Raw genomic sequence first — 17,346 nt, forward strand, 5'->3', positions numbered from 1 at the left:
TGACCACCCGGACGCGTCGAGCGCGCTCCCAGCCGTCGCCGCATTCTATCCAGCAGAGCCCGCGATGCTCGCTGCGCGCTCGACCCCCGGCGCCAGCACGAGGTAGCCCTGCGCCACGAGGACGACGCCGATGGCCACCCACTTGCCCGCCGGCAGCTCGACGCCGTAGCGCCAGCGGTCGATGAGGACGAGCCCCACCTGGAGCATGACGACCCACCCCATCGTGACGAGGGCGAGCTCGGCGTACTTCAGCGACGACGCGTAGACCCAGAAGAGCACGAGGAAGGCCCCGGCACCGAGCACGAGGGCGCGGACGTTGCCGTTCTCGGCCCACTCCTTGGCGAAGAGGGCGCCGGCGAGGTCGAGCCCGGCGAGCAGCACCATCGCCAGCGTCGCGACGACGGGCACGGGCCAGGCCTCGGGGGCCTTGATCAGCAAGACGTCGGAAGTGCTCATGACGGGGACCTCACGGAAGGGGGCCCGCTCAGCGCGAGCCTGTTCCTCTCAGAGCAGCCACGGCCCCGGCGTGATACCCCAGCCCCTCACAGCGCGAGGGCGCCCGGTTCCCCGGGCACGCGGCATACGCCGTCGGGGTATGCCGTCTGGCCGGGTTCCCCAGACCAGGCGGCACCGCGACGCCCGCGGGACACCTGGTGCGGCACCGGTCCCACCGAGCCCGCGGCGGCCGGTCAGGGCAGCAGGTCGTCGAGATAGAGGGGGAGCATCTCCCACCAGGTGGGCCAGTCGTGGTCGTAGGCGGGGCCCCAGTCGTCGACGCGGTTCGGGATGCCCTTGCTGCCGAGCAGGTCGGCAACGGCCCACGACTCCCCGGCGTCCTCCCAGCGGCCGCTGCCCGTGGCGAGCACGATCATCCGGGTGCGCAGGGTGTCGAGCTGCGGGCCCTCGAGGCCGCGCAGGAAGTGCAGCGGGGAGCTGAAGTAGAGGTCGTCGTTGACGTAGCCACCGAGGAACTGCTCGATGGCGTAGGTGCCGCTCATGCAGAGCGCGGACCGCACGAGCTCGGGGTAGCGGCAGGTGATGGCGAGGGCGTTGAAGGCGCCGATCGACGCGCCAGCGACGGTGACGGGGATCTGCTGGCCCCCGAGGTCGGAGTGGATCGCCGGGATGACCTCGCGGGCGATCGCCTCGTGGAAGGCGTTGAACAGGGCGAGCTGGTGCTCGGCAGAGCCCTGGCGCTCGGCCAGGGCGCGCCCCGCGATGCTGTCGACGGAGTAGAGCTTGGCCCGCCCGGCCGCGATGAGCGGCTCGACGTGGGAGATCATCTGGCGTCGCTCGGCCTCCTCGGCGTCGCCACCGGCCGTGGGAAAGAGGAGCACGGGACTTCCGTAGGAGCCCCACCGTGCCACGGTGAGGTCCTGGCCGAGGCGGTCGGAGTACCACCGGTCGGTCACCTTCATCGCGCTACCTGCCTCTCTGTCGCTGGGGCTCACTCAACCACGGGTCATTCCGAGGGTCCACGGGGGTCCACGGGCGTCCACGGGGCTGCGGGCGGGCTCGCGGCCGTGAGCCACGGCGTTGCGTGGACTACTCGTAGACGAACTTCTGGGGGCCGGGGAAGAGCCACGACAGCCCGTCGCCGAGGCGGTCGCGCCAGTTCTCCCAGTTGTGGCCGTCGCGCGACTCGACGTAGCGCACCCGCATTCCGGTGTGGCGGAAGACCGGCACCATCGAGCGGTTCGGCGTGATGAGGGGCTCGTAGACGCCGCACGTCATGAAGATGCGGTCGACGACAGCGGTGGGCCGCTGACGGTAGCGGTTGACGAACTTCACGACCGGGTCGAAGGCCGGCCCCCCGCCGTGGTCGAAGCCGATGTCGGTGAAGACGAGCGAGGCCGACTGGAGCAGCAGCGAGCCGAAGTAGCCGGGGTAGCGCACTGCCGTCGACAGCGAGGCGACGCCGCCGAAGGAGCTGCCCATGAGGCAGCGCGCCTCGGGGGTGTCGATGAGGGGCAGCCGGTCGTTGAGCAGCGGCACGAGCTCGCGCGCGATGAAGCGGGCGTGCGGGGCGTGGTGCGGATACTCCTTGAGCCGGTCGCGTGGCGGCACGAACACGGCGACGAGCGGGTCGACGTCGAGGCGGTGGATGAGGTTGTCGAGCACCGTCTTCATCGCCGCGAACTGGAGGTAGTCGGTGCCGTCGTGGACGATGAGGAGCGGGTAGCGCTGGGCGCTGTTGAAGCGGGCCGGCAGGTAGATCTGCACGGGCTGGTCGCGGCGCAGCGCCTTGCTGCGGATCTGCTCCTCGACGAGCGTGCCCGGGCGGGCCTCGGGGTCGAAGAGCGCCCACTCCGGCACGCGGTAGCCGATCGCGGCGCACACCGACGACGAGCCCATCGGGCTGTGTGCGAGACGGCTGTTGAGCGGGTCGTTGAAGCGCTCGTAGTGCTCGCCCTTGCGGATCTCGATCTGGTACTCGACGCGCGACCCCTCGGGCAGCACCGTCGTCACCGACCACAGGTCGGACTCGCCGATGCGCTTGAGCGGCAACGGATCCGGCAGGCCGACGACACGGTGGCGCACCCAGGCCTCGTCGACGTCGCCGCGGTAGAGGAAGGTGGCGCGCTCGCCCTCGATGATCGGCGATCCGAAGCGGGTGACGAAGCGGTCGATGGCCGGGCCGTCGAGCGGCAGGCTCTCGCGCAGCCGGTTGACGGCGAGGCGCTGGGGCGGGCTCATGCGGCACCCACCACGGCGACGTGGCCGTCGAGGCCGATGTAGCGCGCCCCGGCCGGCAGGTCGGTCGCCCCGTCGGGGAAGCGCACGACGGTGCCGTCGTCGAGCAGGGTGAGGCGGTGGTCGGGGAAGCGCCTGGCCATGATGCTCATCCGGTCGTGCTCCTCGAGCCGCAGCCGCCGCTTCGCGTGGGGCAGGGCGATGATGCCCGGCAGCCGCCCCAGGCCCCGGTCGAAGACCTCGGCCGCGGTGACGCCGTGCGGCGCGTGGTCGTGGAAGAGGACGACCTCGTCGGTGAGCGCCATGGCCCCCGCCGACCAGGCGACGACCGGCAGCTCCGGCCTGATCTCGACGTTGAAGACGCGCAGCGTGCGCAACAGGGTGCGCACGTTGCCGCCGGCGATGACGACGCCGGCACAGCCGTCGAGGACGGCACCGATCTCGCCGCGGTGCCAGCCGATGGTGCCGCTCTCGTCGGGAGGCGCCGTGGCACGGACCGAGCGGTAGAGGTCGTCGAGCTCGGCGGCATACCAGGCGTCGACCGCACGCACCGCCTCGACGGCGGACTCGAGGGCCACCGGCCCGATGGCGTGGAGCGACGAGCGGTGCGCGACCGCCTGCACCGCGTCGATCGCCGCCTGCAGCCGGATGCCGTAGAAGGCGCGCAGCTCGTCCTGCCGGTCGCGGAAGAGCAGTGCTGCCGCGGCGAAGTGCTCGTCCTTCTCGAGGACGTCCATCATCCGGTGGTGCAGCCGGAGGTTCACGCCGCGACCGTCGAGGTGCCCGGCGAGCTCGGCGTCCTCGCTCTCGCGCTCCTCCCACCCGGAGTTGATCATCGCGATCGGGCCGTCGAGGCCGAGGGAGCGCACCGTGGCACCGACGGTCGTCGTGAACCGTTGCGGCCCGAGAAGGATCGTCGTCATCAACGCGCGTGCATGCGGATCGTCTGCCCGACGTCGTCGAGGATGGCCCGTGCGGTGTCGTAGTCGTGGTGGCGCACCCGCACCCAGGCGTTGGCCATGTAGCCGGCCTCGACGGCCTGCGTGCCGTGCCCGACGGGAGGGAAGTGGGCGTCGATGATCGAGGCGCCGTGCCGGGCCTGGATCTCGTCGATGCCGCTGTAGCCCGTCACCACCCCGTCGTGGTCCGGGCGCAGCGCGACGATGCCGGCGGCATACGTGCGTCTCATCGGCTGCTCGGGGCGGCCGTGCGTGATGACGTGCGCCCACTCGCGATAGACGTCGACCTCGTTGGCGGCGGAGTAGAGGTCCCACGCGCCGACGCCGGGCGGCCGGGCGCCGATCTCGCTGAACTTCAGGCCCTTCGGGCCGTAGAACCACTCCATGTGCGTCGCCGACGTCTCGATGCCGAGGGCGTCGATGACGCGGTGGCCGAGCTCACGCACCTCGCGGTAGAACGCGTTGGAGGGATCGTCGATGCGGTTCGTCGTGATGAACTGCGGCGAGATCCAGCGGTGGCGCATGGCCTCGAGGACGTTGGGGTAGTAGTGCGTCGCCCAGTCGTGGGCGACCTCGCCGTCGACGGTGATCGTGTCGTAGAAGCCCTCGTGGCCCTCGACGAACTCCTCGATGGCGATGGAGGTGGCGCCCTCGCGCGCGTAGCCCTGCAGCGCGTGGAGCAGCTCGTGCTCGTCATTGACGCGGACCGTGCCCTGCGCCCCGGCGCCCGCGCGCGGCTTGAGGATGAGGGGGTAGCCCTCGCGGTCGGCGAACTCGTGCGCCTCCGCGGCGGAATCGACCGCAGCGCTCGCGGCAGTCGGCACGCCGGCCTGCCGCAGGGCCTCCTTCATCGAGGGCTTGTCGCGGCACAGCCACGTCGTGCGCACACTCGTGCCGGGGATGCCGGTCGCCTCGCGGACGTGCGCCGCGGGCATCGTGTGCGCCTCGACCGTCGCCTCGAGCCCGTCGATCCACACGCGGCCCTGGAAGTAGCGCACCGCCTCGGTCATCTGGTCGACGTTGGTCACCGAGCCGACGCGGTAGTAGCCGCTCAGCTGCTCGCGCAGCTCGCCGTCGAGGTGCCCCTCCTCCGTCTCGCCGATGCCGTAGACGTTCGCCCCGACGGAGGCGAGCGCGTGCACGAAGCGCCGCTGGTTCGCGGGGAACGAGGGCTCCACGAAGATGATGTTCACGGGCTCGACGCTATCGGTCGACCCGCGGCGACGCCACGGAACGCCGGCGGCGCACCCCGCGCGGTCGTATGCCGTCCGCCCCCTGCGGCCTACCGGTTGAGCCGTGCGTCACGACCGTCACGAACGGCCCCTCATGGTCAACTACCTCTCGTAGTATTCGAAGGACACAGCCGAGCCCTCGGCGTCCCGGCCGGGGACCACTTCGCGGACCACCCAGGAGACGCCGGTGTCCGGACCGCAGCGCGACCTCACCCCGCTCGCCCCGCTCGGGCTCGGTCGCCTCCGCTCCGGGCCGGTGCGCACCCAGCGACCGGTCTACGTCGACCTCCTGCCGCCGTGCAATGCCGGCTGCCCTGCCGGGGAGAACATCCAGGCATGGCTGGCCCTCGTCAAGGCCGGCGACCACGAGGGCGCCTGGCGCCAGCTGACCCGCGACAACCCACTCCCGGCCATCCACGGGCGGGTCTGCTACCACCCGTGCGAGGCGGCCTGCAACCGGGCCGAGCTCGACGGTGCCGTCTCGATCCACGGCGTCGAGCGCTTCCTCGGCGACCTCGCGATCGAGCGGGGCTGGACGTTCGAGCGACCCCCGGCGAGCAGCGGCAGACGGGTGCTCGTCGTCGGCTCCGGACCGAGCGGCCTCTCCGCCGCCTACCACCTGACCCGCCTCGGCCACGCCGTCACGGTGCGCGACAGCGGCGAGCTGCCCGGCGGGATGATGCGCTACGGCATCCCCTCCTACCGTCTGCCCCGCGAGGTGCTCGACGCGGAGGTGGGTCGGCTGGCCGAGCTGGGCGTCACCTTCGAGCAGGGGCATCGCGTCGAGGACCTCGACCTGGAGCGCCGGGAGGGCCGCTTCGACGCGGTCTTCGTCGCCGTCGGCGCACACCTGTCGAAGCACGTCGACATCCCCAACGCCGACGCCGCGCGCGTCCTCGACGCCGTGTCGTTCCTGCGCGAGGTCGAGACGGGCGAGCGCGCCGGTCTCGCCGGACGGATCGCCGTCTACGGCGGCGGCAACACGGCGATGGACGCGGCGCGCGTCGCGAGACGACTCGGCGCCGACGACACGATCATCGTCTACCGCCGAACCCGCGAGCAGATGCCGGCGCACGAGGAGGAGGCCCACGACGCCGAGGAGGAGGGCATCCGGATCAACTGGCTGCGCACGATCTCGTCGATGGGCGAGCACGACCTCACCGTCGAGCTGCAGGAGCTCGACGCGCACGGAAAGCCCCACGGCACAGGGCGGTTCGAGACGCTCGAGGCCGACACCGTCATCCTCGCGCTCGGTCAGGCGAGCGACACGACGTTCCTGCGCGGCATACCGGGGGTGGAGTTCGACGACGACACGGTGCGCGTCGACAAGCGCACCCTCATGACGGGCGCCCCGGGCGTCTTCGCCGGGGGCGACGCGGTGCCGAGCCAGCGCACGGTGACGATCGGCGTCGGGCACGGCAAGCGGGCGGCGCACACCATCGACGCCTGGCTGCACGACACCGAGTGGGCCCCCGCGCCCAAGCACGAGCGCGCCGACTTCGACAAGCTCAACCTCTGGTACTTCGGCGAGCACGAGCGGCGGGAGCAGCACGAGATCGACGCCGCCCTGCGCAGCCGCACCTTCGACGAGGTGCTGACCGGGCTGACCCCCGCCGAGGCCACCTACGAGGCCGGGCGCTGCCTCTCGTGCGGCAACTGCTTCGAGTGCGACGGCTGCCTCGGGGCGTGCCCGGAGGAGGCCGTCATCAAGCTCGGCGTCGGGCAGCGCTACGAGTTCGACCTCGACCGGTGCACCGGCTGCAGCGCCTGCTACCGCCAGTGCCCCGTCCATGCCATCGAGATGGTCGCCGAAGTGGCCCCCGAGCCGGAGCCGGAGGGCTGAGCGGCCATGCGCGTCACCATCGACGGCAACGAGGCGGCGGCCGACGTCGCCTACCGCCTCAACGAGCTCTGCGCGATCTACCCGATCACCCCGTCGTCGACGATGGCCGAGCTCGCCGACGAGTGGTCGAGCCACCGGCGGCCCAACGTCTGGGGCACGGTCCCGACGGTCATGGAGATGCAGAGCGAGGGCGGCGCGGCCGGTGCCATGCACGGCGCTCTGCAGGGCGGCGCTTTGAGCACGACCTTCACCGCGTCGCAGGGCCTGCTGCTCATGATCCCGAACATGTACAAGATCGCCGGCGAGCTGACCTCGACCGTCTTCCAGGTGGCCGCGAGATCGATTGCGGCTCAAGGACTCTCGATCTTCGGTGACCACTCCGACGTGATGGCCGTGCGACAGACCGGCTTCGCCCTGCTGTCATCGGCGTCGGTCCAGGAGGCGCACGACCTCGCCCTCGTCGCCCAGGCCGCGACGCTGCGCACCCGGGTGCCCTTCATCCACTTCTTCGACGGCTTCCGCACGTCCCACGAGATCAACACGGTCGAGCTGCTGCCCGACGAGGTGCTGCGCTCGCTCGTGCCGGAGCAGCTGGTCCGCGAGCACCGGCTCCGGGCCCTCACGCCCGAGCGCCCGTTCGTGCGCGGCACGGCCCAGAACCCCGACGTCTACTTCCAGGCGCGCGAAACGGTCAACCCGTTCTACAGCCGCACCCCGGGCGTCGTGCAGTCCGTCATGGACGAGCTCGCCGCCCACACGGGCCGGGCCTACGGTCTCGTGGAGTATGCCGGCCACGACGCTCCCGAGGTCGTCGTCGTCTGCATGGGCTCGGGTGCACAGACGGTCCGCGAGACCGTGACCCACCTCGTCGGCGGGGGCGCGCGGGCGGGTGCCCTGCAGGTGCGCCTCTACCGGCCCTTCCCGGCGGCCGAGCTCGTCGCCGCGCTACCGGCCAGCGTGCGGCGGATCGCTGTCCTCGACCGGACGAAGGAGCCCGGCTCGCAGGGGGAGCCGCTCTTCCTCGACGTGCTGACCGCGCTCTCGGAGGCTCACCAGCGCGGGGCGATCGAGACGATGCCCCAGGTCATCGGCGGCCGCTACGGCCTCTCGTCCAAGGAGCTGACCCCGGGCATGGTCTGCGCGGTCTACGACGAGCTCTGGGAGGAGCGGCCGCGGTCGCGCTTCACCGTCGGCATCACCGACGACGTCGGCGGCACGAGCCTGCCGTGGGACCCCGACATCGTCGTCGAGGACCCGGCGATGCTCCGGGCCGTCTTCTACGGCATCGGCTCCGACGGGACGGTCGGGGCCAACAAGAACACCATCAAGATCCTCGGCTCGGACCCGAAGGTGCACGCCCAGGCCTACTTCGTCTACGACTCGAAGAAGTCGGGCGGCCTCACGGTGTCGCACCTGCGCTTCGGGCCGCACCCGATCCGGGCTCCCTACCTCGTGTCCAAGGCCCACTTCGTCGGCTGCCACCACCTCGGCCTCCTCGAGAAGATCGACGTGCTCGCGAGCGCCGGCGAGGGAGCGACGCTGCTGCTCAACGCCCCCCAGCCGGCAGACGAGGTCTGGGACGCGCTGCCCCGGCCCGTCCAGCAGGCCGTCATCGACAAGAAGCTGACGGTCTGGGCCATCGACGCCGACGCCGTCGCGCGCGAGGCCGGGCTGCCCGGTCGCACCAACACCGTCCTGCAGACCTGCTTCTTCGCGATCTCGGGCGTGCTGCCGCGCCGGGCCGCCATCGAGAAGGTCAAGGCGGCGATCCGCAAGACCTACGGGCGTCGCGGCTCGGAGGTCGTCCGGCGCAACGAGGCTGCGGTCGATGCGACGCTCGCGGCCCTCCACGAGATCCCGGTGCCCGCCGCGGTGAGCACCGACCGCGAGCCGGAGCCGGCGGTGCCTGCCGACGCACCGGACTTCGTGCGCACCGTCACGGCGGCGATGATGGCCGGCCGGGGCGACGAGATCCCGGTCAGCGCACTCCCGGTCGACGGGACGTATCCCAGCGGCACGACGGCATACGAGAAGCGGCGGATCAGCGACGTCGTCGCCACGTGGGACCCCGACACGTGCATCCAGTGCGGCACCTGCAGCTTCGTCTGCCCGCACAGCGTGCTGCGCGCCAAGTACGTCGGTGAGGACGGCTTGGTGCAGGCGCCCGCGAGCTTCGCCACCGCGCCCCTCGATGCGGTCGGGCTGCCCGACACCCGCTACACGCTGCAGGTCTACGCCGAGGACTGCACCGGGTGCGGGCTCTGCGTCGAGGCCTGCCCCGTCAGCCCTGTCGGCGAGCCGCACCGCAAGGCGATCAACCTCGAGCCGCTCGAGCCGCAGCTGGAGGCGCAGCGAGACAACGTCGCCTTCTTCGAGTCGCTGCCGATGAATGCGCGCTCGCGGGTGGACTTCGGCACGGTGCGCGGCACGCAGTTCCTCCAACCCCTGTTCGAGTTCTCCGGAGCCTGCGCCGGCTGCGGCGAGACCCCCTACCTCAAGCTGCTCACCCAGCTCTTCGGTGAGCGGGCCACGGTCGCCAACGCGACGGGCTGCTCCTCGATCTACGGCGGCAACCTGCCGACGACACCGTGGACGAAGAACGCCGCCGGCCGTGGGCCGGCCTGGTCGAACTCGCTCTTCGAGGACAACGCGGAGTTCGGGCTCGGGCTGCGCCTCGCTGCCGACCTGCACACGCGGCTCGCCCGCGAGCGGCTGCGCGAGGTGCGCGACGTCGTCGGAGCGGAGCTCGCCGACGCGATCCTCGACGCCCGGCAGGTGCGGGAGTTCGAGCTCACGGCCCAGCGCGAGCGGGTCGCCGAGCTGCTGCGACGTCTCGCCGACATCGGCGACGTCGGGGGCCCGGCCGTCGCCGACCTGCGCAGCGTCGCCGACCACCTCCTGCGGCGCAGCGTCTGGATCGTCGGCGGCGACGGCTGGGCCTACGACATCGGCTCCGGCGGCCTCGACCACGTGCTCGCCTCGGGCCGCGACGTCAACGTGCTCGTGCTCGACACCGAGGTCTACTCCAACACCGGCGGCCAGTCGTCCAAGGCGACGCCCCTCGCAGCGGTGGCGAAGTTCGCCTCGGGCGGCAAGGCCACCGCCAAGAAGGACCTCGCTTTGCAGGCCATCGCCTACGGCAACGTCTACGTCGCGCGCGTGGCGATGGGGGCGGACCCGCACCAGACCCTCACGGCGTTCCGCGAGGCGGAGGCCTACGACGGCCCGAGCCTCATCATCGCCTACAGCCACTGCATCGCCCACGGCATCGAGATGAGCAAGGGCCTCGACCAGCAGTACCGCGCGGTCGCGTCGGGGCACTGGCCGCTCGTCCGCTACGACCCGACCGTGCGAGCCCGGGGCGGCAACCCGTTCCAGCTCGACTCGCCGCGGCCGCGCATCCCGCTCAGTGACTACGTCTACAACGAGCTGCGCTACCGGATGCTGCGCAGCTCGGACCCCGCGGAGGCCGAGCGCCTCCTCGGGCTCGCCCAGGAGGCCGTCGACCAGCGGTGGGCGACCTACGAGGAGATGGCAACCCGACCGTCCGAGCGGTATGCCGCCGACGCCCGGAGGAGCCGTGAGCCGCATGCCTGACCTGACCAGCCACTACCTCGGGCTCGCCCTGCGCAACCCAGTCGTCGCGAGCGCCTCACCCCTGTCGCTGCACCTCACCGGCGTGCGGGCCCTCGCTGACGCCGGAGTCGGCGCGATCGTGCTCTACTCCCTCTTCGAGGAGGAGGTGCACCGCGAGCAGCTGCGCGACCTGCAGATCGTCGAGGCCCACGAGGACTCCTTCAGCGAGGCCCTCAGCTACTTCCCCCGCCAGCACACGCCGGAGCCGGGCGCGGCGCACCACTACCTCCGGCAGATCGAGCGCGCGGTCGCCGCCGTCGACGTGCCCGTCATCGCGAGCCTCAACGGCAGCACTCCCGGCGGCTGGTCGACCTTCGCGGCGTCGATGGAGTCGGCCGGCGCGGCCGCGATCGAGCTCAACGTCTATGCCGTGCCGGGCGATCCGCACACCTCGGGCCGGGCCGTCGAGGACCGGCACGTCGAGATCCTCCACGCCGTGAAGGCCGCCGTGACGGTTCCCGTCGCCGTCAAGCTGAGCCCGCACTTCAGCTCGGTCGGCGAGATGGCCCTCCGGCTCGACCAGGCCGGAGCCGACGGACTCGTCCTCTTCAACCGCTTCCTCCACCCCGACATCGACCCCGAGACCCTCACCGTCGAGCCCGGGGTCACCCCGTCGACCACCGCGGAGGCCCGCCTGCCACGGGCCTGGATCGCCATCCTGCACGGCCACGTCACCGGGTCGCTGGCCGCGACGACCGGGGTGGAGTCGGCGGCCGACGTCGCCGCCTACCTCCTCGCCGGCGCCGACGTCGTCATGACGGCCTCGGCCCTGCTGCGCCACGGGGTCTCCTACGCCACCACCCTCGTCGACGGACTCGGCGCCTGGCTCGAGCGCAAGGGCTTCGCGAGCGTCACCGAGGTGCGCGGCCGGCTCGCCGTGCCCCGCCAGGCCGACCCGACGGCATACGAGCGGGCGGGCTACGTCGCCGCCCTCGAGCGGGGACGGGCGGCATACGGCTCCCTCACGGGTCAGGACGGCTAGCTAGCCGGCCGACCTCCAGCGCGCTCAGGGGCGCAGGCCGCCCTGCACGGCCTCGATGTCGTGCGAGCCCTGCTGGGTCTGCACGTCGTCCGGGAGGTCCTCGAACTCCATGACGCGGCGCACCTCGACCGAGACCTCCTCGAAGAGGCCGGCGAAGCGCTGGCCGAGCTCGATGGCCTGCTCGCGCGAGTCGACCTGGAGCACGGCGAAGCCGCCGATGACCTCGCGAGCCTCCGTGAAGGGACCGTCGGTGACCGACGTGCCCGACCCGGTCTTGCGGATGATCGCCCCCTCGGAGCTGTCGTGCACGCCCTCGGCCGCGAGCAGCACGCCGGACTCGGCGCACTCGGTCATGAACGCGCCCATGGCCTCGATGAACTCAGGGCTCGGGTTCCAGGCCTCGGGGCGGCTCTCGTCGAGCTTGTGGATGAGCAGGTAGCGCATGTCGTCTCCTCGGACGGTCGATGGTGCCATGGTGGCCGATCCCAATCGAAAGAGCAGTTCGTCGCCGTCGAGCGGCCTCGCACGCCTACGCGAAGGGCGACGAACTGCTCTTTCGATTGGCGGGTCAGAGCCAGCCGCGCTCCTGTGCGACTCGGGCCGCCTCGGCGCGGGTCGACGTGCCGGTCTTGCCGATGGCCGAGCTGAGGTGGTTGCGCACCGTGCCGGCCGAGAGGTGGACGACGCCCGCGATGGCCGCGACCGTGCCACCGCCGAGCGCCACGGTCAGCACCTCGCGCTCGCGCTCGGTCAGGGGGTTGGCGCCGTCGAGCAGGGACTCGGTGGCGAGCGACGGGTCGACGACCCGCAGCCCGGCGTGGACCTTGCGCACCGCCTCGGCGAGCTGCCGTGCTGGCGTGTCCTTCACGACGAACCCCGAGGCGCCCGCCTCCAGGGCTCGCCGCAGATAGCCGGGCCGTCCGAAGGTCGTGACGATGAGGGTGCGCACACCCGGCAGCGCATCGCGCACGGCAGCCGCCGCCGTGATCCCATCCGCACCGGGCATCTCGATGTCGAGGAGGCAGACGTCAGCCCGGCTCTCGCGCGCCCGCGCCACCACCTCATCGCCGCGCCCCACCTCGGCGACGACTTCGAGGTCGCTCTCGAGGGCGAGGAGCGCGGCGAGCGCGCCACGCACGAGCGCCTGGTCGTCGGCGAGCAGCACCCGGATGCTCGGGCTCACAGGACCATCGCCGGCCTCACAGGACCACCTCCACCACCGTGCCGTGCCCGTCGTCCCCGGACGCGAGCGACAGTCGCCCACCGGCGGCCTCGACCCTCTCACGGATGCCGCGTATGCCGTTGCCCTCCGGCCGGTCCTCCAGGCCACGTCCGTCGTCGCGCACGACGAGCCGGTTGCCCTCGAGCTCGACCCGGCACTCGTCGGCGTCGCTGTGCCGCACGACGTTGGTCACCGCCTCGCGCAGCACCCAGGCGAGCACCGTGCGGTGACGCGGGTCGACGACATCGACGGCGTGCTCACCGTCCGGCAGGTGAGCCTCGATGCCTGCCCCAGCGAGCGCCCTTGCCGCAGAGTCGATCTCGTCACCCAGCCGGGCCACTCGCAGGCCACCGACGGTTGCCCTGATCTCGGCGAGCGCCTGCCGGCTCAGCGCCTGGATCTCAGCGAGCTCCGCCTTGGCGCGCTCCGGGTCGAGGTCGACGAGTCGCTCGGCGAGCTCGGCCTTCACGCTGACGACCGTCAGGGAGTGCCCGAGCACGTCGTGGACGTCGCGCGCCACCCGCTCGCGCTCGGCGACGAGCACGAGCTCTCGCGACATCGCCTCGTACTGCCCGCTGCGGTCGCTGACGACGCGGATGCCGGCGGTCATCGCACCGACCGCGAAGACGATGATGACGACGACCCACGTGCCCTCGCCGTCAGCGACGAAGAGCGCAACGGCAACTGCCGCAAGGACGCTCGCCACTCCGAGGCCAGTCGCCCAGCGCAGCGGCAGCGCGAACATCCCGAACGACACGACGAAGGGCAGGAAGCTGAGCGCCCCGACCCCGATGAGCGGCACCGTGGCCAGGGCGCTGACGACGAGGGCCACCGTGTAGGCCGCGCCCCACCGCACGTCGGGCTCGCAGTGGCGGCGCCGGCGACGGTCGAGGTGCTCGGTCCCCAGCACGTAGACCGCACCGAACCCCGCGACGAGCAGCAGACCGAGCGCGACCTGCCACCACGGCAGGCCCGAGCCGACGACGGCGATGAGGGGAAAGACGAGGAAGACGAGCCAGACGGCGCGGATGCCCCACCCGTAGCGCTCCCAGGGGTCGCGTCCGTGGGACCCCTCGCGGGTCGCCACCGCCGTCGCCGCCTCGGTCACTGCCGCTCCCGCCCCCGGCGCACGAAGTGGACCGCGCCGAGGCCGAAGACCGTCAGCCACGCGACGACGTTGAGCACCGGCACCCACAGCGGGTCCTGCGACCCGTCGGTGAGGTAGCCCTCCGTCAGCGGATAGCGCGCCAGCGCGGCATACCCGTAGAGCGGGGTGAACTTCGCGATCGTCAGCAGGACGCCGGAGAGCGGGATGAAGAGGTTGCCGAGGAAGGCGAAGATCACCATGGTGCCGCTCGTGGCGCCGACGGCGGCCTCGGATCGGAAGGCCGTGCCGATGAGCAGGCCGTAGACGGCGAAGACGGCCGAGCCGACCAGGCACAGCAGACCGCTCAGCAGCCAGGCCGACGCGGTGCCGCGGGCGCCGGTGGCCACGCCCAACGCATACGTGAGCAGGATGGGCACGGCGGCCACGGTCATCGCGATGAGCGCCTTCATCGCGATATAGGAGGAGTCAGGCAGGGGCGTGAGCCCGAGCTGGCGCCCCCAGCCCTGCTGGCGCTCGAGCGCCGCCTGCCCGCCGATGCTCGTCGTCGCGGTGACGGCGCCGTAGGCGGCCATGCTGATCATGACGTACATCGCGACGTTGCCGTTGCCGATGCTCTCGCCCTTGGCGTCGACCGTCGCGCCGAAGATGAGGTAGAAGAAGGCCGGCAGCACCGCGGTGAAGAACATCCCGCTCCAGTCGCGGGTGATCCGGCGCATCTCGAGCAGGGTGAAGGTCGCGTTCATCGCACGACCTCCGCGGGCACGGCGCCCCGCCGAGCCGGTATGCCGTCCGGCGGGCTCCCGGCGGACGGCTCCCCGGGCGACCGGCCGGTCAGCGCCATGAACGCCTCCTCGAGGCCGGCCGTCGTGATCTCGAGATCGCGGCCGCCGAGCTCACCGAGCAGCAGTCGGGCGACGGCGTCGGAGTCGCTCGCGGTGACGACGAGGCGCTCGCCGCGGCGCTTGACGTCGGTCACTCCCGGCAGGCGGAGGAGCGCGGCGGTCGCCGGAGCCGCGGCGTCGTCGGAGACGACCGCCGTCACCGTGCGGCCGCTGGCCCGCGACCGGATCTCGGCCGTCGGGCCGTCGGCGACGACGCGACCGCCCGCGACGAGCACGATCCGGTGGGCGAAGGCGTCGGCCTCCTCGAGGTAGTGCGTCGCGAAGAGGACGGTGCGCCCGGCACTCGCATCGGCGTGCATCGTCTGCCAGAACTCGTGCCGTGCGGTGACGTCCATCCCCGCGGTCGGCTCGTCGAGCACGAGCAGTCGCGGGTCCGGCAGCAGGGCGAGGGCGAACCGCAGCCGCTGCTGCTCGCCGCCCGAGCACTTCGAGACGCGACGGCCGGAGAGCGCAGCCAGCCCGGCGCGGTCGATCACCTCGTCGACCGGGGCGGTGGCGGCATACGTCGACGCGATCATGCGGACGGTCTCGCGCATGGTGAGGTCGCGCAGCAAGCCGCCCGTCTGGAGGACCGCCGAGACGTGGCCGCCGATGACGGCGCTGCGCGGCGGCCGGCCGAAGACGCGGGCGGTTCCGCTCGTCGGCTCGGTGAGGCCGAGCACCATGTCGAGCGTGGTCGTCTTGCCGGCGCCGTTGGGGCCGAGGAAGGCGACGACCTCGCCGTGGCCGACCGTGAGGTCGATGCCGTCGACGGCGGTGACCACCGTGTCGGTGGACCCGCGCAGCGGTTGGAAGGTCTTGACGAGGTCGCGCAGCTCGATCGCCGGCTCCCCCGAGGAGTCGGCGGTCGGGGACGGTGTGGTGTGCATGCGACCAGCCTGCCCGGCGACGCCCCTCCGTGTGGGGCGCAGACGTCACGACCCGCCCATGACAGGTGTCACGGCCACGCGGGTCCGCGGGGATGTGGTGGATCGCCAGACCGCAGGGCAGGAGCGCCGCTAGTGTCCCGACCAACCTCCCCGTCGAGCAGTCCTCTACCCCGATCGAGAGAGCGCCATGACCCGCAACCTGCCCGAGGCACGCACGACGTCGACCGCCCCGACTGGTCGTCGACGACCTGGGGCGCTGCTCTGGGTGCTCGTCGCCCTGGTGGCCGGCCTGCTGCTCGGCGGCTGCGGGAGCTCGAGTGGCGCCGGCGGCACGCCCGACCTCGCCGGAAAGACGTTCACCTCCACGGAGGTTCGCGGGACCGAGCTCGTCTCCGGGAGCTCCGTGACGCTGTCGTTCGAGGACGGGCGCATCTCCGCGAACGCCGGGTGCAACACGATGAACGGCGCGGCGACGTGGGACACCGGCAAGCTCGTCGTCACCGGGCCGATGGCCTCGACGATGATGGGCTGCAGCGAGGCCCTCACCACGCAGGACCAGTGGCTGAGCTCGTTCCTCACGTCGTCGCCGGCGCTCACGCTCGACGGCGACACGCTCACGCTGGGTGACGCGACCTCCGGGATGACGCTCACCGCGAAGACGTAGCAGCAGGTCATCCGCTGCCACGGGCTGCCCCTGACGATCGCTCGGCGGAGGGGCATGATGTGGCGCATGGCGGCCTTCGACGTGCATCTCGAGACGGACCTGCCCCCCGCCGAGGCGTGGCGGCGGGTGCTCGACCTGCGTGCGCACAGCGAGGTCATCCCGCTGACCACGGTGACCGGCGACCATCTCGAGGCCGCAGCCCTCGCACCGGGCTCGCGCTTCGTGGCCCGCACGGCGCTGGGCCCGATCGGCTTCGACGACGTCATGGTGATCGACTCGATCGAGCAACCGGTGGACGGCTCTGGTGCTCGAGCCCGAATCCACAAGGAGGGCAAGCTGATCGGCGGCACGATCGACTTCCGGGTGACTCCCACGACCTCGGGCTCGACCGTCGACTGGGTCCAGCAGATCAGCGTGCGAGGGGTGCCCCGGGCGGCCGACCCGGTGGTCGCCCGAGTGGCGCGGACGGCATACGGCAAGGCTCTCCGCGATCTGTTGCGGCGCGGCTGACGCCTCCGAAGGGCGAGGGCGTTTCGCCCGAAACGGCCCGGTCGACTCTGCGGCGCTGCCACGATGGGCGGATGAGCGACGACTCCGTGGAGGGCGACCGAGCCATCGTCCGGTTGGGCCAGGGGGCCGGCGGGCAGGGAGACCCGGCAGCGCCGCCGGGCGCACCGCCTGCCGGGCCTGCTGCGCCTCCCGCACCTCCTGCGCCCCCGGCGGCACCGCCTGCGGCGCCTCCAGCCGCACCCCCGGCCGCGCCGTCGGAGCCGGCGTCCATCTGGCACAAGGGTTTTGCCATCGTGGCAGCCATCGTGCTCGGGGTGCTGCTCGTGGCCTTCGTGTTCGTGTCGCAGCTCTTCGCCGACAACCTGGGGCTCGACGCGGCCCAGTCCGCGAGGCTCGACGGCCGGGCGCTCATCGGCGCGCAGGTCATCGGCCCGGTCACCGTCGTCGGCGTCGCGGTGACGCTCATCGGCGTCTGGATGGCGGCGACCGAGTGGCGGGGACGCTTTGCCACACCGGTGGACACGACGGGTGAACGCGAGATCCCCGACCCGACCAAGATCATCGAGGCGCTCGGCAAGCTGCGCGGCGCCGCGCTCGTGCTCGTCAGCGGCGTCGTCATCCTCCTCGGCGTCGCGTGGATGACGAGCGCGACCGCCTCCGCGCCACCGGCGCCCACACCGAGCTCGACCCCGACCTCCACGGCCAGCCCCACCACCTGAGGCTGG

16 protein-coding genes are annotated in these 17,346 nt (G+C 72.1%); 6 read left to right on the forward strand and 10 right to left on the reverse strand.

The window, feature by feature from the left end; all coding sequences use genetic code 11:
* Window positions 1-45 precede the first annotated feature (45 nt).
* From FBY41_RS07285 to FBY41_RS07305, 5 genes are all read right to left on the reverse strand, one after another.
* On the reverse strand, window positions 46-456 hold the full coding sequence (locus FBY41_RS07285; RefSeq protein WP_141842685.1) for a hypothetical protein: 411 nt from the start codon (window positions 454-456) through the stop codon (window positions 46-48).
* Window positions 457-689: 233 nt separating this feature from the next.
* The gene (locus tag FBY41_RS07290; RefSeq protein WP_141842687.1) at window positions 690-1,418 is read right to left on the reverse strand and encodes an esterase family protein; all 729 of its coding nucleotides are present in this window, start codon (window positions 1,416-1,418) and stop codon (window positions 690-692) included.
* A gap of 127 nt (window positions 1,419-1,545) precedes the next feature.
* Window positions 1,546-2,697, reverse strand: coding sequence for an alpha/beta hydrolase (locus tag FBY41_RS07295; RefSeq protein WP_141842688.1), 1,152 nt, complete (start codon window positions 2,695-2,697; stop codon window positions 1,546-1,548).
* Complete coding sequence (locus FBY41_RS07300) at window positions 2,694-3,617, reverse strand: Type 1 glutamine amidotransferase-like domain-containing protein (RefSeq protein ID WP_260439609.1); 924 nt, start codon at window positions 3,615-3,617, stop codon at window positions 2,694-2,696. The genes FBY41_RS07295 and FBY41_RS07300 overlap by 4 nt, the downstream gene beginning before the upstream one ends.
* Window positions 3,617-4,846: an ATP-grasp domain-containing protein gene (locus tag FBY41_RS07305; RefSeq protein WP_141842692.1), complete on the reverse strand. Its 1,230-nt coding sequence runs from the start codon at window positions 4,844-4,846 to the stop codon at window positions 3,617-3,619. The genes FBY41_RS07300 and FBY41_RS07305 overlap by 1 nt, the downstream gene beginning before the upstream one ends.
* 226 nt (window positions 4,847-5,072) lie before the next feature.
* Here FBY41_RS07305 and FBY41_RS07310 point away from each other — a divergent pair, with 226 nt between their 5' ends.
* The 3 genes from FBY41_RS07310 to FBY41_RS07320 are packed head-to-tail and all read left to right on the forward strand — an operon-like array spanning window position 5,073 to window position 11,346.
* Entirely contained in the window at window positions 5,073-6,728 is a 1,656-nt protein-coding gene (locus FBY41_RS07310; RefSeq protein WP_141842695.1) for an NAD(P)-binding protein, read from the forward strand.
* 6 nt (window positions 6,729-6,734) lie between these two features.
* Window positions 6,735-10,325, forward strand: coding sequence for a pyruvate:ferredoxin (flavodoxin) oxidoreductase (gene nifJ, locus FBY41_RS07315; RefSeq protein ID WP_141842697.1), 3,591 nt, complete (start codon window positions 6,735-6,737; stop codon window positions 10,323-10,325).
* Entirely contained in the window at window positions 10,318-11,346 is a 1,029-nt protein-coding gene (locus FBY41_RS07320; protein ID WP_141842699.1) for a dihydroorotate dehydrogenase-like protein, read from the forward strand. Before nifJ ends, FBY41_RS07320 begins: the two co-directional genes overlap by 8 nt.
* 24 nt (window positions 11,347-11,370) lie before the next feature.
* On the opposite strand, the gene FBY41_RS07325 is transcribed toward FBY41_RS07320, so the two are convergent.
* The 5 genes from FBY41_RS07325 to FBY41_RS07345 form a co-directional block, all read right to left on the reverse strand.
* Window positions 11,371-11,820 (reverse strand): YciI family protein, encoded by a 450-nt coding sequence (locus tag FBY41_RS07325; protein ID WP_260439610.1) that lies wholly within the window; start codon window positions 11,818-11,820, stop codon window positions 11,371-11,373.
* A gap of 94 nt (window positions 11,821-11,914) precedes the next feature.
* A complete protein-coding gene (locus FBY41_RS07330; RefSeq protein WP_141842704.1) occupies window positions 11,915-12,529 on the reverse strand; it encodes a response regulator transcription factor in 615 nt (204 codons plus the stop codon).
* Window positions 12,530-12,545: 16 nt separating this feature from the next.
* On the reverse strand, window positions 12,546-13,676 hold the full coding sequence (locus tag FBY41_RS07335) for a sensor histidine kinase (protein ID WP_141842706.1): 1,131 nt from the start codon (window positions 13,674-13,676) through the stop codon (window positions 12,546-12,548).
* Window positions 13,673-14,419: an ABC transporter permease gene (locus FBY41_RS07340; protein ID WP_141842709.1), complete on the reverse strand. Its 747-nt coding sequence runs from the start codon at window positions 14,417-14,419 to the stop codon at window positions 13,673-13,675. Before FBY41_RS07340 ends, FBY41_RS07335 begins: the two co-directional genes overlap by 4 nt.
* Window positions 14,416-15,447: an ABC transporter ATP-binding protein gene (locus tag FBY41_RS07345; protein ID WP_141842711.1), complete on the reverse strand. Its 1,032-nt coding sequence runs from the start codon at window positions 15,445-15,447 to the stop codon at window positions 14,416-14,418. Before FBY41_RS07345 ends, FBY41_RS07340 begins: the two co-directional genes overlap by 4 nt.
* Before the next feature lie 187 nt (window positions 15,448-15,634).
* Here FBY41_RS07345 and FBY41_RS07350 point away from each other — a divergent pair, with 187 nt between their 5' ends.
* The 3 genes from FBY41_RS07350 to FBY41_RS07360 all read left to right on the forward strand — a co-directional run bounded on the left by FBY41_RS07350 (window position 15,635) and on the right by FBY41_RS07360 (window position 17,340).
* Window positions 15,635-16,111 carry an META domain-containing protein gene (locus FBY41_RS07350; RefSeq protein ID WP_141842713.1) on the forward strand — a complete coding sequence of 159 codons (477 nt, stop codon included), beginning with the start codon at window positions 15,635-15,637 and terminating at the stop codon, window positions 16,109-16,111.
* A gap of 66 nt (window positions 16,112-16,177) precedes the next feature.
* Window positions 16,178-16,621, forward strand: a complete 444-nt coding sequence (locus FBY41_RS07355) for an SRPBCC family protein (protein WP_141843261.1) — start codon at window positions 16,178-16,180, stop codon at window positions 16,619-16,621.
* Between the two features lie 71 nt (window positions 16,622-16,692).
* Window positions 16,693-17,340: a hypothetical protein gene (locus tag FBY41_RS07360; RefSeq protein ID WP_141842715.1), complete on the forward strand. Its 648-nt coding sequence runs from the start codon at window positions 16,693-16,695 to the stop codon at window positions 17,338-17,340.
* Window positions 17,341-17,346: the final 6 nt, after the last annotated feature.

The sequence above is a fragment of the Humibacillus xanthopallidus genome (genome assembly GCF_006716675.1).
GTDB classification, from domain to species: domain Bacteria; phylum Actinomycetota; class Actinomycetes; order Actinomycetales; family Dermatophilaceae; genus Humibacillus; species Humibacillus xanthopallidus_B.